The sequence below is a fragment of the Escherichia sp. E.sYA108 genome (genome assembly GCF_011754335.1).
Taxonomy (GTDB): Bacteria; Pseudomonadota; Gammaproteobacteria; order Enterobacterales; family Enterobacteriaceae; genus Escherichia; species Escherichia coli.
In genome coordinates this window covers 342,515-361,540 of record NZ_JAAQVZ010000001.1, presented here as the reverse complement: position 1 = coordinate 361,540, position 19,026 = coordinate 342,515, and the positions used below count along the sequence as shown (strand labels likewise).

Annotated in this window: 14 protein-coding genes; 3 read left to right on the top strand and 11 right to left on the bottom strand. The window is 51.1% G+C overall.

Going from position 1 to position 19,026, the window contains the following annotated elements; translation table 11 throughout:
• Positions 1–25: 25 nt before the first annotated feature.
• Together malQ and malP are read right to left on the bottom strand one after the other, a co-directional pair.
• Complete coding sequence (malQ, locus tag HBM92_RS01620; protein WP_000444377.1) at positions 26–2,110, bottom strand: 4-alpha-glucanotransferase; 2,085 nt, start codon at positions 2,108–2,110, stop codon at positions 26–28.
• A gap of 9 nt (positions 2,111–2,119) precedes the next feature.
• Positions 2,120–4,513, bottom strand: coding sequence for a maltodextrin phosphorylase (gene malP / locus HBM92_RS01615; protein ID WP_000081882.1), 2,394 nt, complete (start codon positions 4,511–4,513; stop codon positions 2,120–2,122).
• A gap of 622 nt (positions 4,514–5,135) precedes the next feature.
• Here malP and malT point away from each other — a divergent pair.
• Positions 5,136–7,841, top strand: a complete 2,706-nt coding sequence (malT, locus tag HBM92_RS01610) for an HTH-type transcriptional regulator MalT (protein WP_000906976.1) — start codon at positions 5,136–5,138, stop codon at positions 7,839–7,841.
• Between the two features lie 42 nt (positions 7,842–7,883).
• On the opposite strand, the gene rtcA is transcribed toward malT, so the two are convergent.
• Together rtcA and rtcB are read right to left on the bottom strand one after the other, a co-directional pair.
• Positions 7,884–8,900 (bottom strand): RNA 3'-terminal phosphate cyclase, encoded by a 1,017-nt coding sequence (gene rtcA / locus HBM92_RS01605; RefSeq protein WP_001529442.1) that lies wholly within the window; start codon positions 8,898–8,900, stop codon positions 7,884–7,886.
• Between the two features lie 3 nt (positions 8,901–8,903).
• Complete coding sequence (gene rtcB, locus HBM92_RS01600) at positions 8,904–10,130, bottom strand: RNA-splicing ligase RtcB (RefSeq protein ID WP_001105470.1); 1,227 nt, start codon at positions 10,128–10,130, stop codon at positions 8,904–8,906.
• 188 nt (positions 10,131–10,318) lie between these two features.
• Between rtcB and rtcR the strand changes: the two genes are divergently transcribed.
• On the top strand, positions 10,319–11,917 hold the full coding sequence (rtcR, locus tag HBM92_RS01595) for a DNA-binding transcriptional regulator RtcR (RefSeq protein WP_001232925.1): 1,599 nt from the start codon (positions 10,319–10,321) through the stop codon (positions 11,915–11,917).
• On the opposite strand, the gene HBM92_RS01590 is transcribed toward rtcR, so the two are convergent.
• From HBM92_RS01590 to glpE, 3 genes are read right to left on the bottom strand one after another with little or no spacing between them, the layout of a single operon-like run.
• A complete protein-coding gene (locus HBM92_RS01590) occupies positions 11,899–12,657 on the bottom strand; it encodes a DeoR/GlpR family transcriptional regulator (RefSeq protein ID WP_001296480.1) in 759 nt (252 codons plus the stop codon). The genes rtcR and HBM92_RS01590 overlap by 19 nt on opposite strands.
• 16 nt (positions 12,658–12,673) lie before the next feature.
• Positions 12,674–13,504, bottom strand: a complete 831-nt coding sequence (gene glpG, locus HBM92_RS01585) for a rhomboid family intramembrane serine protease GlpG (protein ID WP_000928723.1) — start codon at positions 13,502–13,504, stop codon at positions 12,674–12,676.
• Between the two features lie 44 nt (positions 13,505–13,548).
• Positions 13,549–13,875: a thiosulfate sulfurtransferase GlpE gene (gene glpE, locus HBM92_RS01580; RefSeq protein WP_000371928.1), complete on the bottom strand. Its 327-nt coding sequence runs from the start codon at positions 13,873–13,875 to the stop codon at positions 13,549–13,551.
• 189 nt (positions 13,876–14,064) lie between these two features.
• Here glpE and glpD point away from each other — a divergent pair, with 189 nt between their 5' ends.
• On the top strand, positions 14,065–15,570 hold the full coding sequence (glpD, locus tag HBM92_RS01575; protein WP_000448156.1) for a glycerol-3-phosphate dehydrogenase: 1,506 nt from the start codon (positions 14,065–14,067) through the stop codon (positions 15,568–15,570).
• Positions 15,571–15,623: 53 nt separating this feature from the next.
• On the opposite strand, the gene HBM92_RS01570 is transcribed toward glpD, so the two are convergent.
• The 4 genes from HBM92_RS01570 to HBM92_RS01555 all read right to left on the bottom strand — a co-directional run bounded on the left by HBM92_RS01570 (position 15,624) and on the right by HBM92_RS01555 (position 19,016).
• Positions 15,624–16,229 carry a hypothetical protein gene (locus tag HBM92_RS01570; RefSeq protein ID WP_000589348.1) on the bottom strand — a complete coding sequence of 202 codons (606 nt, stop codon included), beginning with the start codon at positions 16,227–16,229 and terminating at the stop codon, positions 15,624–15,626.
• A 2-nt stretch (positions 16,230–16,231) separates the two neighbouring features.
• Positions 16,232–16,999 carry a hypothetical protein gene (locus tag HBM92_RS01565; RefSeq protein WP_000553740.1) on the bottom strand — a complete coding sequence of 256 codons (768 nt, stop codon included), beginning with the start codon at positions 16,997–16,999 and terminating at the stop codon, positions 16,232–16,234.
• A gap of 2 nt (positions 17,000–17,001) precedes the next feature.
• Complete coding sequence (locus tag HBM92_RS01560; RefSeq protein WP_000424219.1) at positions 17,002–17,712, bottom strand: hypothetical protein; 711 nt, start codon at positions 17,710–17,712, stop codon at positions 17,002–17,004.
• Positions 17,713–17,885: 173 nt separating this feature from the next.
• The gene (locus tag HBM92_RS01555; RefSeq protein ID WP_001304928.1) at positions 17,886–19,016 is read right to left on the bottom strand and encodes a fimbrial protein; all 1,131 of its coding nucleotides are present in this window, start codon (positions 19,014–19,016) and stop codon (positions 17,886–17,888) included.
• Positions 19,017–19,026: the final 10 nt, after the last annotated feature.

Here is a 19,026-nt window from a genome sequence, read left to right as displayed (position 1 = left end):
CGTCGCATCCGGCATCAACCGCACTCTACTTCTTCTTCGCTGCCGCTCTGCGCCGTCTGTCCAAATCCTTCAGCAATTTGTTCACACCATCATCGGCAAACATCGACTCAAGCGTTGCGGAAAGTTTACGTCGCCAGTTTTTATACTGGTAACTGGTGCCGGGAATATTTACCGGATCTGCCATATCCAGCCAGTCTTCCGGCTGTAGCCCTAACAGGGCGCTGTTGCTATCGGCGATGTAGCGCTGTAAGCCACGATTCAGCGTCGGTGTCATCGACATCAACGATGCCTTATGCCCGGCACGTTTTGGCAGGCAACCATATTTATGCAGAGCATCCAGCAGCCCTTGCTTCGCCAGTTCGCGATCCTGATACAGACCGCGCAGTACCACTTCATCCGGATACAGCCCCAGCGTTTTGCCCAGCGTTAAATCCCCACTCTCCCAGTAGCCGCGTAGCGTAGGCAGGTCGTGTGTCGCCGCAACCGCCATCGACTGCTCTGGGTACGCTTTCGGTGCGCGGAATGTCTTCTCGTGGTCGTTTTCGAAATAGAGCACTTTGTAGGAGTACACACCGCTGCTGCGCAGCTTACCGACAATCTCTACCGGTACGGTACCGAGATCTTCACCAATCACCATACAGCGATGACGTTTACTTTCGAGTGCCAGAATCGAGAGCAGATCATCCACCGGATAGTGAACATACGCGCCCTGATCTGCCGTCTCGCCATACGGTATCCACCACAAACGCAGCATCGACATCACGTGATCAATTCGTAATGCGCCGCAGTTTTGCATATTGGCACGCAACAGCTCGATAAACGGTTCATAGGCACGCGCGGTGATGATATGCGGGTCCATTGGCGGCAATCCCCAGTTCTGCCCCAACGGGCCGAGGATATCCGGCGGCGCGCCAACCGACGCTTTCAGGCAATACAGTTCACGGTCGCACCAGGTTTCTGCCCCACCTTCTGCTACACCAACGGCCAGATCACGATACAAGCCAATCGGCATTTCATAGCCCTGGCTTATCTCCCAGCAGGCGGCAAACTGGCTGTAAGCCAGCCACTGCAACCAGAGATAAAAATCGACGTCATCACGATGTTCTTCGCAGAACTGGCGCACTTCTGGTGAATCCACGTTCTGATACATCTCTGGCCATGCTGGCCAGCCCCAGCACATTTCGTCCTCTTTCACTTGCTGGGCATGTAGCGCATCAAAGGCTGCCTGCCAGAACAGGCTGTCGCCCTGCTCTGCAACAAACTGGCGAAACGCGGTCATCTGCTCATCATCACGTTGCGCGAAACCTTTCCACGCCATTCGTAATGCTGTCATTTTTAGGGCGGTAACCGTGGAGTAATCAACCCAGTCGGCATCCCGCGCCTGTTGCAGCGTCTGTTGCGTGGTCGGCAACTGCCACCAGGCCTGAGCCTCTTCGCTAAGATGGAAATCTTCAACTGCGTTAACGTCGATATAAATCACATTCAGCCAACGGCGAGAAGACGGGCTGTACGGGCTGGCACTTTCCGGATTTGCCAGATAGAGCGCATGAATCGGGTTCAGACCAATAAACGACCCGCCACGTTTTGCCACATCCACCAGCATCGCTTTGAGATCGCCAAAATCCCCAATACCCCAGTTTTTTTCCGATCGCAGCGTATAAAGCTGAACGCAGGCACCCCACAGCTTTTGTTTATTCAGCAACGCCTGCGGTTCGTAACAGCGTTTCGGGGCGACAATCACCCGGCAATGCGCGCGCTGGTCGTCCTGGGTAAGCGTCAGCGTGTGATAACCTTCCGGCAGCTTCGTCGGTAGATTGAACGCTTTGCCCCCCGTCACATGGCCTTTGTACTGCTTTCCTTCTTCGGTAGTCAGCAGCCAGCTAAATTCACCGCTGCCCTCCACCACCATCGGCATTTTTTTGCCGCTGGTATAAACCATGACATTCGGGACTGGCGTTACCGCCACTTTCGTGGCGGTACGTTGATGCATCGCGTCAAGCAAACGCCGTTTGGTTTCGGCGCTAATCGACTGCGGTTTACCGTGGGCATTGATGTAATTGGAGCTGATCCCCGCCGCCAGCGCGGCATTATCCAGACGTTTGCTTTCCATCGAGCTTCCTTAGCGTTTTGCCTGCCAGATACGAGCCTGATAATCGCGAATAGAGCGATCCGAGCTAAACATACCGCAGCGGGCGGTATTGAGGATCGCCGCGCGAGTCCAGGCCTCCTGGTCGCGGTACAGCACATCCACCTGCTTTTGTGCCTCTACATAAGCGGCGAAATCTGCCATCACCAGATACGGATCGCCGCCCTGTTTGCCGATACTGTGCAGCATCTGGTCGAAGGCATGCTTATCGCCGTCGCTGTATTTACCGCTTTCCAGCTCTTTCAATACTGCGTCCAGCACCTTATCTTTCTTCCGCCATTTCACCGGGTCGTAGCCTTTGGCCAGAATTGCCTTCACTTGTTCCACGGTATGACCAAAAATAAAGATATTTTCTTCACCGACTTTCTCAGCGATTTCAACGTTCGCACCATCCAGCGTACCGACAGTAAGCGCACCATTGAGCGCCAGTTTCATATTGCCGGTACCGGAAGCTTCTTTACCTGCAGTCGAAATTTGTTCGGAGATATCCGCCGCCGGGATCAGTTTTTCCGCCGCCGAAACACAATAATCCGGCAAGAACACCACCTTCAACTTGTCGCCAACCAGCGGATCGTTGTTGATCACGTCAGCCACTTTGTTGATCGCAAAGATAATATTTTTCGCCAGGTAGTAGCCCGGTGCTGCTTTCGCGCCGAAGAGGAAGACGCGCGGTACGCGGTCAGACTGCGGGTTTTCACGAATTTCTTTGTACAACGCCAGAATATGCAGCAGATTCAGATGCTGGCGTTTGTACTCATGCAGACGTTTGATCTGAATATCGAAAATCGCCTGTGGATTGATCTCAATACCGGTACGAACTTTCACAAACTCTGCCAGACGGACTTTATTCGCCTGCTTGATCTCGCGATATTGCTGACGGAATTTCGCATCATCAGCGAATTTTTCCAGATTGATCAGTTGATCGAGATCGTTAGCCCACTCTTTTTTCAGTGATTTATCCAACAGAGCCGCCAGTGCCGGGTTGCACTGTTTGATCCAGCGACGTGGGGTAATACCGTTGGTGACATTATGGAATTTGTTCGGCCATAGCTGGTGATATTCCGGGAACAGATCTTTCACCACCAGATCCGAGTGCAGCGCCGCAACACCGTTCACCGCGAAACCGCCAACCACACACAGGTTCGCCATATGCACTTGTTTGTCGTGTACCACCGCCAGTTTGGCCCACACTTTTTCATCGCCCGGCCAGGTTTTTTCCACCAGCGTTTTAAAGCGAGTATTAATTTCGTTAATAATCTGCATGTGGCGCGGCAGTAAGCCTTTCACCAGTTTCACATCCCAGCGTTCCAGCGCTTCTGGCATCAGGGTATGGTTGGTGTAAGCGAAAGTTTTGCTGGTGATGGCCCAGGCGTCATCCCAGCTCATCTGGTGCTCATCGATCAGCACGCGCAGCAGTTCTGGAATCGCGATAGTTGGGTGGGTATCGTTCAGCTGAATAACTTCGTAATCCGCCAGTTCGTGCAGTTTACGCCCCGCCAGATGATGGCGACGCAAAATATCCGCTACCGAGCAGGCACACTGGAAGTATTGCTGCATCAGGCGCAGCTTTTTACCGGCAGTATGGTTGTCGTTTGGATAGAGAACTTTGGTCAGTTTTTCCGCGTTGATGCCCTGCTGTTCGGCACGCAGGAAATCACCGTCGTTAAATTTAGTCAGATCAAACGGATGCGCATGCGTCGCCTGCCACAGACGCAGTGGCTGCGCCACGCCATTACGATAGCCGACAACGGGGAGATCCCACGCTTGACCGGTAATGGTAAACTCCGGCTCCCAGCGTCCATCTTTCGTCACTTTACCGCCAATCCCTACCTGCACATCCAGTGCTTCGTTGTGGCGGAACCACGGGTAGTTACCGCGATGCCAGTCATCCGGCGCTTCAACCTGTTTGCCATCGACAAATGACTGGCGGAACAAGCCATATTGATAATTAAGGCCGTAGCCAGTAGCTGACTGCCCGACAGTTGCCATTGAGTCGAGGAAGCACGCCGCCAGACGTCCCAGACCACCGTTCCCCAGCGCCGGGTCGATCTCTTCTTCCAACAGGTCAGTCAGGTTGATGTCATAAGCCTTCAACGAATCCTGTACATCCTGATACCAGCCGAGATTCAACAGGTTGTTGCCCGTCAGGCGACCAATCAAAAACTCCATTGAGATGTAGTTAACATGTCGCTGATTCGCCACTGGCTTGGCGAATGGCTGAGCACGCAGCATTTCGGCCAGTGCTTCGCTCACTGCCAGCCACCACTGGCGAGGAGTCATTTCAGCCGCAGAATTTAAGCCATAACGCTGCCACTGACGTGAAAGCGCTTCCTGAAATTGCTTATCGTTAAAAATAGGTTGTGACATAGGAGTTCCACTTTTCTTAGATTTTCAACACAACGTTATCGCTAGTTTGCCAGGCTCGATGTTGACCTTCCTCATCCTGCGGGGGATTAGGCAGGGAGGAGTTGCGGGGATGAGCAAGGAAATGTGATCTCGACCACTTAAAGCTAGTGCAATCCACAGGATTAGCAGCAAATCAATGCCATACCGCGCAGAAAATCTGTATCTAAGTGCAAAAAATGGCCGTTGCGTATTTTCAAAAAGCGGAAGGTAACTCTATAAATTAAGTAAAGGAGTGAAACAGTTTCACAAGTAAAATATCAAGTGTGCTCCATCTCATTCTTAATAGATTTATTAAGATCATCTTTTTAGATGGCACTTTCATCAGAAATGAAGAAGAAACCCTTGCTTAAATGAAACTGATGAACATAAGGAAAATACCGTACAACCCAGTATTCACGCTGGATCAGCGTCGTTTTAGGTGAGTTGTTAATAAACATTTGGAATTGTGACACAGTGCAAATTCAGACACATAAAAAAACGTCATCGCTTGCATTAGAAAGGTTTCTGGCCGACCTTATAACCATTAATTACGAAGCGCAAAAAAAATAATATTTCCTCATTTTCCACAGTGAAGTGATTAACTATGCTGATTCCGTCAAAATTAAGTCGTCCGGTTCGACTCGACCATACCGTGGTTCGTGAGCGCCTGCTGGCTAAACTTTCCGGCGCGAACAACTTCCGGCTGGCGCTGATCACAAGTCCTGCGGGCTACGGAAAGACCACGCTCATTTCCCAGTGGGCGGCAGGCAAAAACGATATCGGCTGGTACTCGCTGGATGAAGGTGATAACCAGCAAGAGCGTTTCGCCAGCTATCTCATTGCCGCCGTGCAACAGGCAACCAACGGTCACTGCGCGATATGTGAGACGATGGCGCAAAAACGGCAATATGCCAGCCTGACGTCACTCTTCGCCCAGCTTTTCATTGAGCTGGCGGAATGGCATAGCCCACTTTATCTGGTCATCGATGACTATCATCTGATCACTAATCCTGTGATCCACGAGTCAATGCGCTTCTTTATTCGCCATCAACCAGAAAATCTCACCCTTGTGGTGTTGTCACGCAACCTTCCGCAACTGGGCATTGCCAATCTGCGTGTTCGTGACCAGCTGCTGGAAATTGGCAGTCAGCAACTGGCATTTACCCATCAGGAAGCGAAGCAGTTTTTTGATTGCCGTCTGTCATCGCCGATTGAAGCTGCAGAAAGCAGTCGGATTTGTGATGATGTTTCCGGTTGGGCGACGGCACTGCAGCTAATCGCCCTCTCCGCCCGGCAGAATACTCACTCAGCCCATAAGTCGGCACGCCGCCTGGCGGGAATCAATGCCAGCCATCTTTCGGATTATCTGGTCGATGAGGTTTTGGATAACGTCGATCTCGCAACGCGCCATTTTCTGTTGAAAAGCGCCATTTTGCGCTCAATGAACGATGCACTCATCACCCGTGTGACCGGCGAAGAAAACGGGCAAATGCGCCTCGAAGAGATTGAGCGTCAGGGGCTGTTTTTACAGCGGATGGATGATACCGGCGAGTGGTTTTGCTATCACCCACTGTTTGGTAACTTCCTGCGCCAGCGCTGCCAGTGGGAACTGGCGGCGGAGCTGCCGGAAATCCACCGTGCCGCCGCAGAAAGCTGGATGGCCCAGGGATTTCCCAGCGAAGCGATTCATCATGCGCTGGCGGCAGGCGATGCGCTGATGCTGCGCGATATTCTGCTTAATCACGCCTGGAGTTTGTTCAACCATAGCGAACTGTCGCTGCTGGAAGAGTCGCTTAAGGCCCTGCCGTGGGACAGTTTGCTGGAAAATCCGCAGTTGGTGTTATTGCAGGCGTGGCTGATGCAAAGCCAGCATCGCTACGGCGAAGTTAACACCCTACTGGCCCGCGCTGAACATGAAATCAAGGACATCAGAGAAGGCACCATGCACGCAGAATTTAACGCTCTGCGCGCCCAGGTGGCGATTAACGATGGTAATCCGGATGAAGCGGAACGGCTGGCAAAACTGGCACTGGAAGAGCTGCCGCCGGGCTGGTTCTATAGCCGCATTGTGGCAACCTCGGTGCTGGGTGAAGTGTTGCACTGCAAAGGCGAATTGACCCGCTCACTGGCGTTAATGCAGCAAACCGAACAGATGGCACGCCAGCACGATGTCTGGCACTACGCTTTGTGGAGTTTAATCCAGCAAAGTGAAATTCTGTTTGCCCAAGGGTTCCTGCAAACCGCGTGGGAAACGCAGGAAAAAGCGTTCCAGCTGATCAACGAGCAGCATCTGGAACAGCTGCCAATGCATGAGTTTCTGGTGCGCATTCGTGCGCAGCTGTTATGGGCCTGGGCACGGCTGGATGAAGCCGAAGCGTCGGCGCGCAGCGGGATTGAAGTCTTGTCGTCTTATCAACCACAGCAACAGCTTCAGTGCCTGGCAATGTTGATTCAATGCTCGCTGGCCCGTGGTGATTTAGATAACGCCCGTAGCCAGCTGAACCGTCTGGAAAACCTGCTGGGGAATGGCAAATATCACAGCGACTGGATCTCTAACGCCAACAAAGTCCGGGTGATGTACTGGCAAATGACCGGCGATAAAGCCGCCGCTGCCAACTGGTTGCGTCATACGGCTAAACCGGAGTTTGCGAACAACCACTTCCTGCAAGGTCAATGGCGCAACATTGCCCGTGCACAAATCTTGCTGGGCGAGTTTGAATCTGCGGAAATTGTCCTCGAAGAACTCAATGAAAATGCCCGCAGTCTGCGGTTGATGAGCGATCTCAACCGTAACCTGTTGCTGCTTAATCAACTGTACTGGCAGGCCGGACGTAAAAGTGACGCCCAGCGTGTGTTGCTGGACGCATTAAAACTGGCGAATCGTACCGGATTTATCAGTCATTTTGTCATCGAAGGCGAAGCGATGGCGCAACAACTGCGCCAGCTTATTCAACTCAATACGCTGCCGGAGCTGGAACAGCATCGCGCACAGCGTATTCTGCGAGAAATCAATCAACATCATCGGCATAAATTCGCCCATTTCGATGAGAATTTCGTTGAACGTCTGCTAAATCATCCGGAAGTGCCAGAGCTGATCCGCACCAGCCCGTTGACCCAACGTGAATGGCAGGTCCTGGGGCTGATTTACTCCGGTTACAGCAATGAGCAAATTGCAGGCGAGCTGGAAGTGGCGGCAACCACCATCAAGACGCATATCCGCAATCTGTACCAAAAACTCGGTGTCGCCCACCGTCAGGCCGCGGTACAACACGCGCAGAAACTGCTGAAGATGATGGGATATGGGGTATGAGTTTAGCCGGATAATGCGCCAGATCCGGCTTACATCTTTACATCATTCAATGCTCACCCGCGTTACGCCATCTGTTTCTATCAGACTAAACCGCACTGGCAAGAAACGCTCCACCACCGCGATATTGGTCTGCAGATGGCATGAGGGATGGGCGACCGTAAATTCTCCCGCCCCCGCCAGCGCCATCGGTAGCACCAGTTGGTCGGCGAGATATTCCCCCACCGCCGCCGGGCTTGCCAGGTAGCGTTTCACCTCTTTCACCAACTGTGCCGCGACCACCTCGGCACTGACGCGCTTTTCACCGACGACAAAAAAGCGTTCGGTGATATTTTCACTTTCGACTTCAAGCGAGACGGTATTACCCGGCCCCTGGTCGCGCGGCAGGTTATGAATATTCTGTTCATGCAAGGAAAAACTACCCGCCAGTGTAGCGATTTCACGCTCAGCAACATGGCGCGGCACACCAGCCAGTAGCACCTCTCCACGCATCTGCACAATGTTCCCGCGCTCGCCAAGTTGCAAGCTATTAAACGATGCCACCGGTGAGACTTCCGTTGCTACCACGCCGCCTCCGGCAGGATAAAAACCGTGACGTAACAGCGTGGTTTGCTGATGAACTCCTATTCTCGCCAGCAGCGGCTCCAGCACCCGACGGATAAAATCCGCAGGCGGGGCCGACGGGTTATCGGTGCCGCCGCTCACTTCAACACGCGAAGGTCCATCGGCAAACCACAGCGCGGGCAGCACCGTTTGCAGCACCAGCGTACAACTTCCGGCGCTACCGATAGCAAAGCGGTAATCGCCGCCGCGCACGGTGCCAGGTCGGAAGACCAGACGCTGCGACCCCAGCTCAGCGCCTTCCACCGTTGCCCTACAAATTTCCGCAGCCGCTTTTACCGCGGTCAGATGTTGGCGCAACAGCCCCGGTTTCGCCCGCCCGGCACGAATGCCGGTGATGGTAAATGGCTGGCCGGTTATCATCGACAGGCTCAGCGCCGAGCGCAGGATCTGCCCGCCGCCTTCGCCCTGTGCGCCATCCAGCGCAATCATCCTTTTCATCATTTATCCTTTTACGCACACCACCTGACGCAGGGTATAGATAACTTCCACCAGATCGCTTTGTGCCGCCATCACCGCATCAATATCTTTATACGCCATCGGGATTTCGTCGATCACCTCGGCATCTTTACGGCACTCCACATGCGCGGTGGCACGGATTTGATCTTCCACACTGAACAGTTTTTTCGCTTTAGTACGGCTCATTACCCGCCCGGCACCGTGGCTGCACGAACAGAACGACTCTTCATTTCCCAGCCCACGGACGATAAAGCTTTTCGCCCCCATCGAACCGGGAATAATTCCATATTGACCAGCACGCGCAGACACCGCGCCTTTACGCGTCACATAGATCTCTTCGCCAAAGTGCAGTTCTTTTTGCACATAGTTGTGGTGACAGTTGATCTCTTCCATCGCCAGCGTTTGTGGCTGTTTTACCGTTTTCTGCATAACGCTCTGCAACGCCGTTACCACGTTTTCCATCATCGCATCGCGGTTAAGGCTGGCAAAAAGCTGCGCCCAGGCCACGGCTTTCAGGTAATCATCAAAGTATTCCGTACCTTCCATAAAGTACGCCAGGTCACGCGATGGCAACGTTTCAAGCGTTTCCTGCATCTCTTTTTGCGCCAGATCGATAAAATAAGTTCCGATGGCGTTACCAATTCCGCGTGAACCGGAGTGCAGCATAATCCACACCTGATCCGACTCATCAAGGCAAATTTCAATAAAGTGGTTACCCGTACCCAGCGTTCCCAGGTGTTTATAGTTATTAGTGTTAAGGAAACGCGGATATTTTTGCGTTAACCACTGATAACCGGCCTCCAGCTCAGCCCATTTCGCATCGACGTTAACAGGCGGATTTTCCCATGCGCCTTTATCACGTTTACAACGCCCGGTAGTACGTCCGTGCGGTACGGCCGTTTCAATCGCCTGACGCAGCTCTGCCAGGTTTTCAGGCAGGTCCGCCGCCGTTAACGCGGTACGCAGTGCGTTCATTCCACAGCCAATATCCACGCCCACCGCCGCCGGAATAATCGCCCCTTTGGTCGGGATCACGCTACCAATGGTGGAACCTTTACCCAGGTGTACATCAGGCATTACCGCAATATGTTTGAAAATAAATGGCATCTTCGCGGTATTAATAAGTTGCTGACGCGCATCGGCTTCTACCGGCACGCCTTTGGTCCACATTTTTACCGGAGCATTTTCAGTGGTCAGTAATTCGTAATTCATTTTGTTTTTCTCTTTTCGTTGTTTGCTGTCCTGATAATTGCAACCGTCGTGCCAGAAAATCAAATAAGCATATTAATTTTTTAATTCATTGTTTTTAAAAATATTATATTTTTACGTCCGTAAACGGAGATTTCCCGCAAAGCCGATTTACCGATAATGAAATCTCGTCTTTTATAAGGATATCTAAGATGCGTAAAACAGTGGCTTTTGGCTTTGTCGGAACGGTGCTGGATTATGCCGGGCGCGGCAGTCAGCGCTGGTCAAAATGGCGTCCGACACTCTGTCTATGCCAGCAAGAATCGTTAGTTATCGATCGGCTGGAATTATTGCACGACGCCCGCTCGCGCTCGCTATTCGAAACGCTTAAACGCGATATCGCCAGCGTTTCGCCAGAAACAGAAGTGGTGGGCGTTGAGATAGAACTGCATAACCCTTGGGATTTCGAAGAGGTTTACGCCTGCCTGCATGATTTCGCCCGTGGTTACGCGTTCCAGCCAGAAAAAGAAGACTATTTAATTCACATCACCACCGGTACCCACGTCGCGCAGATTTGCTGGTTTCTGCTGGCAGAAGCGCGTTACCTGCCCGCCCGGTTGATACAATCTTCACCACCGCGCAAAAAAGAGCGGCCCGATAGCCCTGGCGCGGTGACGATTATCGATCTCGATTTAAGCCGTTATAACGCCATCGCCAGCCGCTTTGCCGAGGAACGCCAGCAAACGCTTGATTTTCTTAAGTCCGGCATTGCCACGCGTAACTCCCACTTCAACCGCATGATTGAGCAGATCGAAAAAGTGGCGATCAAATCCCGCGCACCGATCCTGCTTAACGGCCCGACCGGTGCGGGTAAGTCATTTTTGGCGCGACGCATCTTTGAATTAAAACAGGCACGGCATCAGTTTAGCGGCGCGTTTGTGGAAGTGAACTGCGCCACCCTGCGCGGCGATACCGCCATGTCGACGCTGTTTGGTCATGTGAAAGGCGCGTTTACCGGGGCGCGGGAATCGCGTGAAGGATTATTACGCAGCGCCAACGGCGGAATGTTGTTTCTTGATGAGATTGGCGAACTGGGCGCAGACGAACAGGCGATGTTGCTAAAAGCCATTGAAGAGAAAACCTTTTACCCGTTTGGCAGCGATCGCCAGGTGAGCAGTGATTTTCAGCTTATCGCCGGAACGGTGCGCGATTTGCGCCAGTTGGTTGCCGAAGGCAAATTTCGTGAAGACCTGTACGCGCGGATCAATCTCTGGACCTTCACCTTGCCAGGATTACGCCAACGCCAGGAAGATATTGAACCGAACCTGGATTATGAAGTGGGGCGCCACGCCTCACTCACTGGCGACAGCGTGCGTTTTAACACCGAAGCGCGGCGTGCCTGGCTGGCCTTTGCGACCTCTCCCCAGGCAACATGGCGCGGTAACTTTCGCGAACTTTCTGCCAGCGTCACGCGGATGGCCACCTTTGCCACTAGCGGACGCATCACACTGGATACGGTGGAAGATGAGATCAACCGTCTGCGCTATAACTGGCAGGAGAGTCGCCCCTCCACGCTTACGGCGTTGCTGGGCGCAGAGGCAGAAAACATCGATCTCTTCGACCGTATGCAACTGGAACACGTTATCGCTATCTGCCGCCAGGCAAAGTCGCTTTCTGCTGCCGGACGTGAACTGTTTGACATTTCGCGCCAGGGTAAAGCCAGCGTCAATGACGCGGATCGGCTACGCAAATACCTGGCGCGTTTTGGTCTGACATGGGAAGCAATGCAGGATCAGCACAGCTCCAGTTGAATATGATGGTCCTTCAGCACCTGCATCACGCTCGCAGGCGGCATCGTGTCGGTGTAGACAGCATCGACCATGCTGATGCTACCCATATTGACCATTGCGTTACGGCCAAATTTTGAGTGGTCGACAACCAGCATAACGTGGCGCGAGTTCTCAATGATGGCGCGTTTGGTGCGAACTTCGTGGTAATCGAACTCCAGTAGCGAGCCGTCGCTATCGATGCCGCTTATCCCCAGAATGCCGAAATCAAGGCGGAACTGGGAGATAAAATCGAGCGTTGCTTCGCCAATGATCCCGCCATCGCGGCTGCGTAATTCGCCACCGGCAAGAATGATACGGAAATCCTCTTTTACCATCAGCGTGTTAGCGACGTTGAGATTGTTGGTCACAATGCGTAAATTGCTGTGATTAAGCAGCGCGTGCGCCACCGCTTCCGGCGTGGTGCCGATATCGATAAACAGCGTCGAGCCATTGGGAATTTGCTCCGCCACTTTGCGGGCGATGCGCTCTTTTTCTTCGGTCTGGGTGGCCTTGCGATCGTGCCACGGCGTATTAACCGAACTGGAAGGCAGCGCCGCACCGCCATGATGGCGCAGGATCAGGTTTTGCTCTGCCAGCTCGTTGAGATCGCGGCGAATAGTCTGCGGGCTAACGGAGAAATGCTCTACCAGCTCCTCGGTGCTGACATAACCCTGCTGTTTAACCAGTTCGATAATACCGTTGTGACGTTGTGTTTGTTTCATTGATAAATCCCTGGAATTATTTTCGTTTTCGCGCATTGAGCGAATCAACAAAAGCCATCGCTAAACCCACGGCTAACCCGGCGATGTGTGCTCCGTTCGCCATCGACATCCCAAACAAATCAAACCATCCGGCGACAATCCAGATCAACGCAAAGATAATTAACCCACGTTGCAGGTAAATGCCACTTTGCGGATCGCGTTCGCCACGTAGCCAGACGTAGCCCATCAGCGCATACACCACGCCAGAAAGCCCGCCAAACCACGGCCCGCTGAATTTTTGCTGCACATAGCCGCTTAACAGGGCGCTAATGAGAGTAATGACAATTAGCTTACCGCTACCGAGGCGTTTTTCCACCGCACCGCCGAGATACCACCACCAGAGCAGGTTAAAGAGGATATGCATCAGCGAGAAGTGCATTAACGCGTGGGTGAAGTAACGCCAGAACTCAAACTTCAGCGTCGGATCGAATGGCCAAGCCAGCCATAACATCACTTCCTGATCGCCGAGAATTTGCATGGCGATAAACACCACCACGCAGGCGATCATCATCACCCAGGTTACCGGACCTGCGCGTTCACGCAAGGCGGCAAAGAAAGGATAACGGCGATAATGCAGGCCACTGCCGGTATGGCCCGCCTGCCAGCTGGCCGCCAGATAACGCGGATCTGCCGGGTTTTCGAGAAAACGCGCCAGCTCCGCCCGCACGCGCTCGGCCTGGGACTCATCCGCCAGCCAGACATCGCTTTGGTTATGTTGTTGAATCGTGAGGATAACACCCTGCGTCGCCATGTAATCAACAAACGCCTGCGCCACGCGGGGGTTAGCAAAAGAGGTAATCATCAACATCGTTGCTGTCGCTTATTCCACACAAAAGGGGACAGTATAAAGCGTTACGCGCCGTACGCCACCTCTGCGGGAAACTGGCGCTGCCAGGCTTCAAAACCGCCATCAATGCTGTAGACCACATCGTAGCCCTGTTGCAGCAGATACTGCGCCGCGCCTTTGCTGCTATTGCCGTGATAACACATCACCATCACCGGAGTGTCAAAGTCGTTATCACGCATAAACGCGCCCAGCGTGTCGTTGGTTAAATGGAAAGCCTGCACCGCATGCCCCATTGCGAAACTCTGTGGATCGCGAATATCGACCAGCACCGCCTCTTTTTCCTGCAACTTCTGGTGCGCGTCGGCAACGTTAATACATTCGAACTGATCCATGCGTCTCTCTTTCTTTACAAACAAGTGGGCAAATTTACCGCACAGTTTACGTCGAAGCGGCAGATAAACGCCATAATGTTATACATATCACTCTAAAATGTTTTTTCAATGTTACCCAAAGCGCGATTCTTTGCTAATATGTTCGATAACGAACATTTATGAACTTTAACGAAAGTGAATGAGGGCAGCATGGAAACCAAAGATCTGATTGTGATAGGTGGCGGCATCAATGGTGCTGGTATCGCGGCAGACGCCGCTGGACGCGGTTTATCCGTGCTGATGCTGGAGGCGCAGGATCTCGCTTGCGCGACCTCTTCCGCCAGTTCAAAACTCATTCACGGTGGCCTGCGCTACCTTGAGCACTATGAATTCCGCCTGGTCAGCGAGGCGCTGGCTGAACGTGAAGTGCTACTGAAAATGGCCCCGCATATCGCTTTCCCGATGCGTTTTCGCCTGCCGCATCGTCCGCATCTACGCCCGGCGTGGATGATTCGCATTGGTCTGTTTATGTACGATCATCTGGGTAAACGCACCAGCCTGCCGGGATCAACCGGTTTGCGTTTTGGCGCAAACTCAGTGTTAAAACCGGAAATTAAGCGCGGATTCGAATATTCTGACTGTTGGGTAGACGACGCCCGTCTGGTACTCGCCAACGCCCAGATGGTGGTGCGTAAAGGCGGTGAAGTGCTTACTCGTACTCGTGCCACGTCTGCTCGCCGCGAAAACGGCCTGTGGATTGTGGAGGCGGAAGATATCGATACCGGCAAAAAATATACATGGCAGGCGCGCGGCCTGGTTAATGCTACCGGCCCGTGGGTGAAACAATTTTTCGACGACGGGATGCATCTGCCTTCGCCTTATGGCATTCGCCTGATCAAAGGCAGCCATATTGTGGTGCCGCGTGTGCATACCCAGAAGCAAGCCTACATTCTGCAAAACGAAGATAAACGTATTGTCTTCGTGATCCCGTGGATGGACGAGTTTTCCATCATCGGCACCACCGATGTGGAATACAAAGGCGATCCAAAAGCAGTGAAGATTGAAGAGAGTGAAATCAATTACCTGTTGAAAGTGTATAACACGCACTTTAAAAAGCAGTTAAACCGGGACGATATCGTCTGGACCTACTCCGGCGTGCGTCCGCTATGTGATGATGAGTCCGACTCGCCACAGGCCATTACCCGTGATTACACCCTTGATATCCATGATGAAGACGGCAAAGCCCCGCTGCTGTCGGTATTCGGCGGTAAGCTGACCACCTACCGCAAACTGGCGGAGCACGCGCTGGAAAAACTGACGCCATATTATCAGGGCATTGGTCCGGCGTGGACGAAAGAGAGCGTGCTGCCGGGTGGTGCCATTGAAGGCGACCGTGACGATTACGCCGCCCGCCTGCGCCGCCGTTACCCGTTCCTGACTGAATCGCTGGCACGTCACTACGCGCGCACTTACGGCAGCAACAGCGAACTGCTGCTCGGCAATGCAGGGGCGATAAGCGACCTCGGTGAAGATTTCGGTCATGAGTTCTACGAAGCGGAGCTGAAATATCTGGTCGACCACGAATGGGTCCGCCGCGCCGACGATGCCCTGTGGCGTCGCACGAAACAAGGCATGTGGCTAAATGCGGATCAACAATCTCGTGTGAGTCAGTGGCTGGTGGAATATACGCAGCAGAGGTTGTCGCTGGCGTCGTAAGGATGATGCCCGGTTGTGAAGTGCAACCGGGCTATTTGAATTCCTTAGACTATTCATTGTAAATAATTGAATAACGGCCCCAGAGCTAAAATCGCCAAACTTAAGCACGTTACCCAATCGCCCCACTTCTTCCTATGGCTTCTATTTTTGCTACGCCACTGGCAATAATATCCCAACGCAAAACCAAGCTGGGCACTAATCGGGCCGACAAAATCAGTCCACGGCTGCGGCCAAAAAGGGGAAAAATTCAGGGGAAGCCAGACAAATGTCAGAAAGAAATTTCGGATATTTTCCAGCAACGCTGATTTCTCTGGAGAAATATAAAGAATGAAATTCGAGAGAATTAACCAGAAATAGACCGGAGAAAAGACCAGCCAGCAATGTAGCCTGTTTTTTAATTCAGGAGGCGTTCTGCGGGAGAATTGCCAACCGATGCCACCCATTACACTGAAAAAAAGTGCATATACAACCAATAACTCAAGTTGTAATTCCTGAAGAGAAATACGCACAACCAGGAGCGGAAAGGAGAATATTATTTCCGCCAGAAAAGTTAACGTGAATATAAGTACGGCTAAGGCAATAACCGTCGGCCATACCAATAATGGTACGATAACAAAACCGAGAATTACAGGGGGAATATAAAGCCGGAATTTAATCATTTTTATTTTCCTGGTGATTCGGATGATGCGTCATACATCGCGCATAAACACTCATCAATCATCCAGTCGTCTTCCCAGATCTGATACTGTGTGCCCTGTTCGGGCTGCTTAAGCGGGTTCTCAATCGCCTGCCGCGCGCGTTCTTTCAGGATGGATTGATTGTTGAAGGCCCAGGCATTGATTTGGGCGGTAATGGCTTTATCGATATCGTCCTGGTTATCTCTGATATAACCGTCACGATACGTATTCAATAAACAGGCAAGAGACGCTGCCGACCAAAATCCGGGAACTGAAATAATGGCATCAAGCAATGGCGAAAGAGCGATATCGGCACGGAAAAACATTTCCAGCTTGTACTGTAATTCGACAGCCTCATCCCCGGATACCCAATCAGTCATATACTGGCAAGCAAATTGCTGCAATATTTCCCGTTCATCCTCACGCCAGTTTTCTTTACTGGCAAGGTTTATACGCCGTAGAGAAAATACTTCGTGAATATTGTCAAATTGCCCCTGCGCAACAAACTCCAGTAAACGAGGCAGAAAATAACGAACCTCATCGCTGTTTTGCGGATCAGGTCCTGGACTACTATTCCAGGCATTGATTAAGGAATAAGGAATCGCTCGCAACGATGTATTCCGTAATGCTTTTTGTTCCTGTTGACTCAGACAATATTCACAACAAACCACAAATTGCTTCGGCGCCGGATAACGACGAAAAATATGATATATCTGCTCAATTAATGCCTGCATGGCAGGAGTGGGGTGCATAATTACCCCCTCGCCCGCTGATCGCGTGTAAAGGGTTGATAGACAAAACGAGCATTCGCCGCATTCAGGCGAATAATGGCACTACGAGAGAGGGAAAAGCTGGGCCGAATGCAATAATTACAGTCCCAACAGCTTTCCTCTGTGCAATTTTCCACTGAGTAATGACGCGCGTAGAGTTTCAGTTCAGCCTGCTTATCGCGAAATCCGCGTAAACTGTTATCGTTTTGAAATTGCCAGGCTTCTTTAAACACTTGAAAGATATAAACATCCTCAATCCAGGCGTCACATTTTTTAAGCGGACGCTTTGCTATGATCACCCGCTCATCCGGGTTGAGCATCGCCGTAAATTGTACGGTGAAGTCATTTGTCGTGTTCAGATCACATTGAACATCTGGTACATCACTGATATAGAGGTCAAATCCAAAGTCAGCACCACAGGCACAAAGACGGCTAATGGTGGCGGTATCGAGGGAAAATCCCGGCCATACATTGCTGGACGTTAAACCAATATTTAATGTGACATCATATCGAGATAATCCCTCAAGACCGGCAGCACCGGCGAACTTTTCCCCTTCATCCAGGACCTGGTTAATGAGTTGCTGAACAATGCCTTCATCCCAGTATGTTGATTTGCAGTTGGCAATCGTAATATCCACGCCAGTGAATGGATCAGTACCGGAGAGGCTTGCAAATAACGTATCAACTAATTCCATTTTTATTATCCGGCTTAATGCAACATTTTATTCATCGGCACATAACCTACATTTTCCACCAGGTTTTTCCCCTGTAGAATTAAAAATATTTTTTTGTTTTACATTCTGTTCATCCCTATTATTGCATTTTATTTTGCGGTGATAGCTAAACCGACTCTGTACTGGCTCAAAAATTACTGATATTCCACTCGCAATATAGCCAGTGCATTATAACGACCTGCCGCAGGCACTTTTCCAGTTGTACTAACAGGTAAAGTCAGAAAAGTAACATCAGCAGTTTGCGCAGAAGCAGCCTGGTTTTCCACCAATCTGAACGGAACGCCTACTGATGTTGCCAGGGCATTTAAATCTACGGAGTTTTGCTGACTATCCATAATCATAATACCAACATCAGGATTATCTTGTGCCTGAATAATACTTTGTTTCCCATTGGTATCACGTGTGGCGGAAATGTTACCGTCGAATACCAACGTCATTACCGCATCTGTATCTTTATTCGTACAATTAATCGGAATAGTTGTTGCTACAGGAGTAACACCAGCGGGCTTCGCTCCGGCACCAGCCCGGCTCAATTCACTGGCCCACACATCCGGCATATTAACAGTAAAACTCGTACCCTCATTAATAGTGCAACCTTGCGGAACCTGAATATTTAAGTTTCCTATGTAGGCATTAAAGACAGGGATAGGACCATGTTCGGTAGGGATCTGGCTGACATATAATGACACCAATAATACGTTACTTAATGAAACATCAGATATAATTTTTTTATCAATCCTGATTTTAATATATCCTTCAGTACCTGATGCCCAATTAGATGGTTTGCTTCTGTCCCCCGGATAATTGGTATTATAATTTTCGAATGGCACAATTTTATCTGTCATTGTGCCATTTTGATTATAAAGTTTTATATGAGTAGAGACAGATATTTCATGGGTGAGTGGAATAAATACATCACTCCCTTGATGATCACCACTGGCACCAGACGGATCTATTCCAGAGACAGCACTGAAGTAAATTTCATAATCATCAAGAGAATTACAATAAGCCTTATAGGTTCCAACCTTCCAGATTTGTGATGGCAATACAGTGCCAGGCGCATTTTTGTTGACATCAGAAACCACTATAGTACCAAAATTATAAGAAAAGGATGCAGGCGTAGTATTATTACTCGGTGAACCCGGATAACAATATGCACGTTCTCGCCCCATATCTTCAGCATTAGCAATAGAAGAAAGAACATTTGAAAATATAATAATCAATAAAATGAAATATCTTCTATACCAATAAGTATGTATACGCATATCATGTCCT

Excerpts from the sequence above, each read along its gene's own strand:
- glpD (WP_000448156.1), top strand. The coding sequence starts at position 14,065 with ATGGAAACCAAAGATCTGATTGTGATAGGTGGCGGCATCAATGGTGCT.
- HBM92_RS01570 (WP_000589348.1), bottom strand. The coding sequence starts at position 16,229 with ATGATTAAATTCCGGCTTTATATTCCCCCTGTAATTCTCGGTTTTGTT.
- HBM92_RS01590 (WP_001296480.1), bottom strand. The coding sequence starts at position 12,657 with ATGAAACAAACACAACGTCACAACGGTATTATCGAACTGGTTAAACAG.
- malQ (WP_000444377.1), bottom strand. The coding sequence starts at position 2,110 with ATGGAAAGCAAACGTCTGGATAATGCCGCGCTGGCGGCGGGGATCAGC.
- malT (WP_000906976.1), top strand. The coding sequence starts at position 5,136 with ATGCTGATTCCGTCAAAATTAAGTCGTCCGGTTCGACTCGACCATACC.
- rtcR (WP_001232925.1), top strand. The coding sequence starts at position 10,319 with ATGCGTAAAACAGTGGCTTTTGGCTTTGTCGGAACGGTGCTGGATTAT.
- rtcA (WP_001529442.1), bottom strand. The coding sequence starts at position 8,900 with ATGAAAAGGATGATTGCGCTGGATGGCGCACAGGGCGAAGGCGGCGGG.
- rtcB (WP_001105470.1), bottom strand. The coding sequence starts at position 10,130 with ATGAATTACGAATTACTGACCACTGAAAATGCTCCGGTAAAAATGTGG.
- HBM92_RS01560 (WP_000424219.1), bottom strand. The coding sequence starts at position 17,712 with ATGGAATTAGTTGATACGTTATTTGCAAGCCTCTCCGGTACTGATCCA.
- malP (WP_000081882.1), bottom strand. The coding sequence starts at position 4,513 with ATGTCACAACCTATTTTTAACGATAAGCAATTTCAGGAAGCGCTTTCA.
- HBM92_RS01565 (WP_000553740.1), bottom strand. The coding sequence starts at position 16,999 with ATGCACCCCACTCCTGCCATGCAGGCATTAATTGAGCAGATATATCAT.
- HBM92_RS01555 (WP_001304928.1), bottom strand. The coding sequence starts at position 19,016 with ATGCGTATACATACTTATTGGTATAGAAGATATTTCATTTTATTGATT.
- glpG (WP_000928723.1), bottom strand. The coding sequence starts at position 13,504 with ATGTTGATGATTACCTCTTTTGCTAACCCCCGCGTGGCGCAGGCGTTT.
- glpE (WP_000371928.1), bottom strand. The coding sequence starts at position 13,875 with ATGGATCAGTTCGAATGTATTAACGTTGCCGACGCGCACCAGAAGTTG.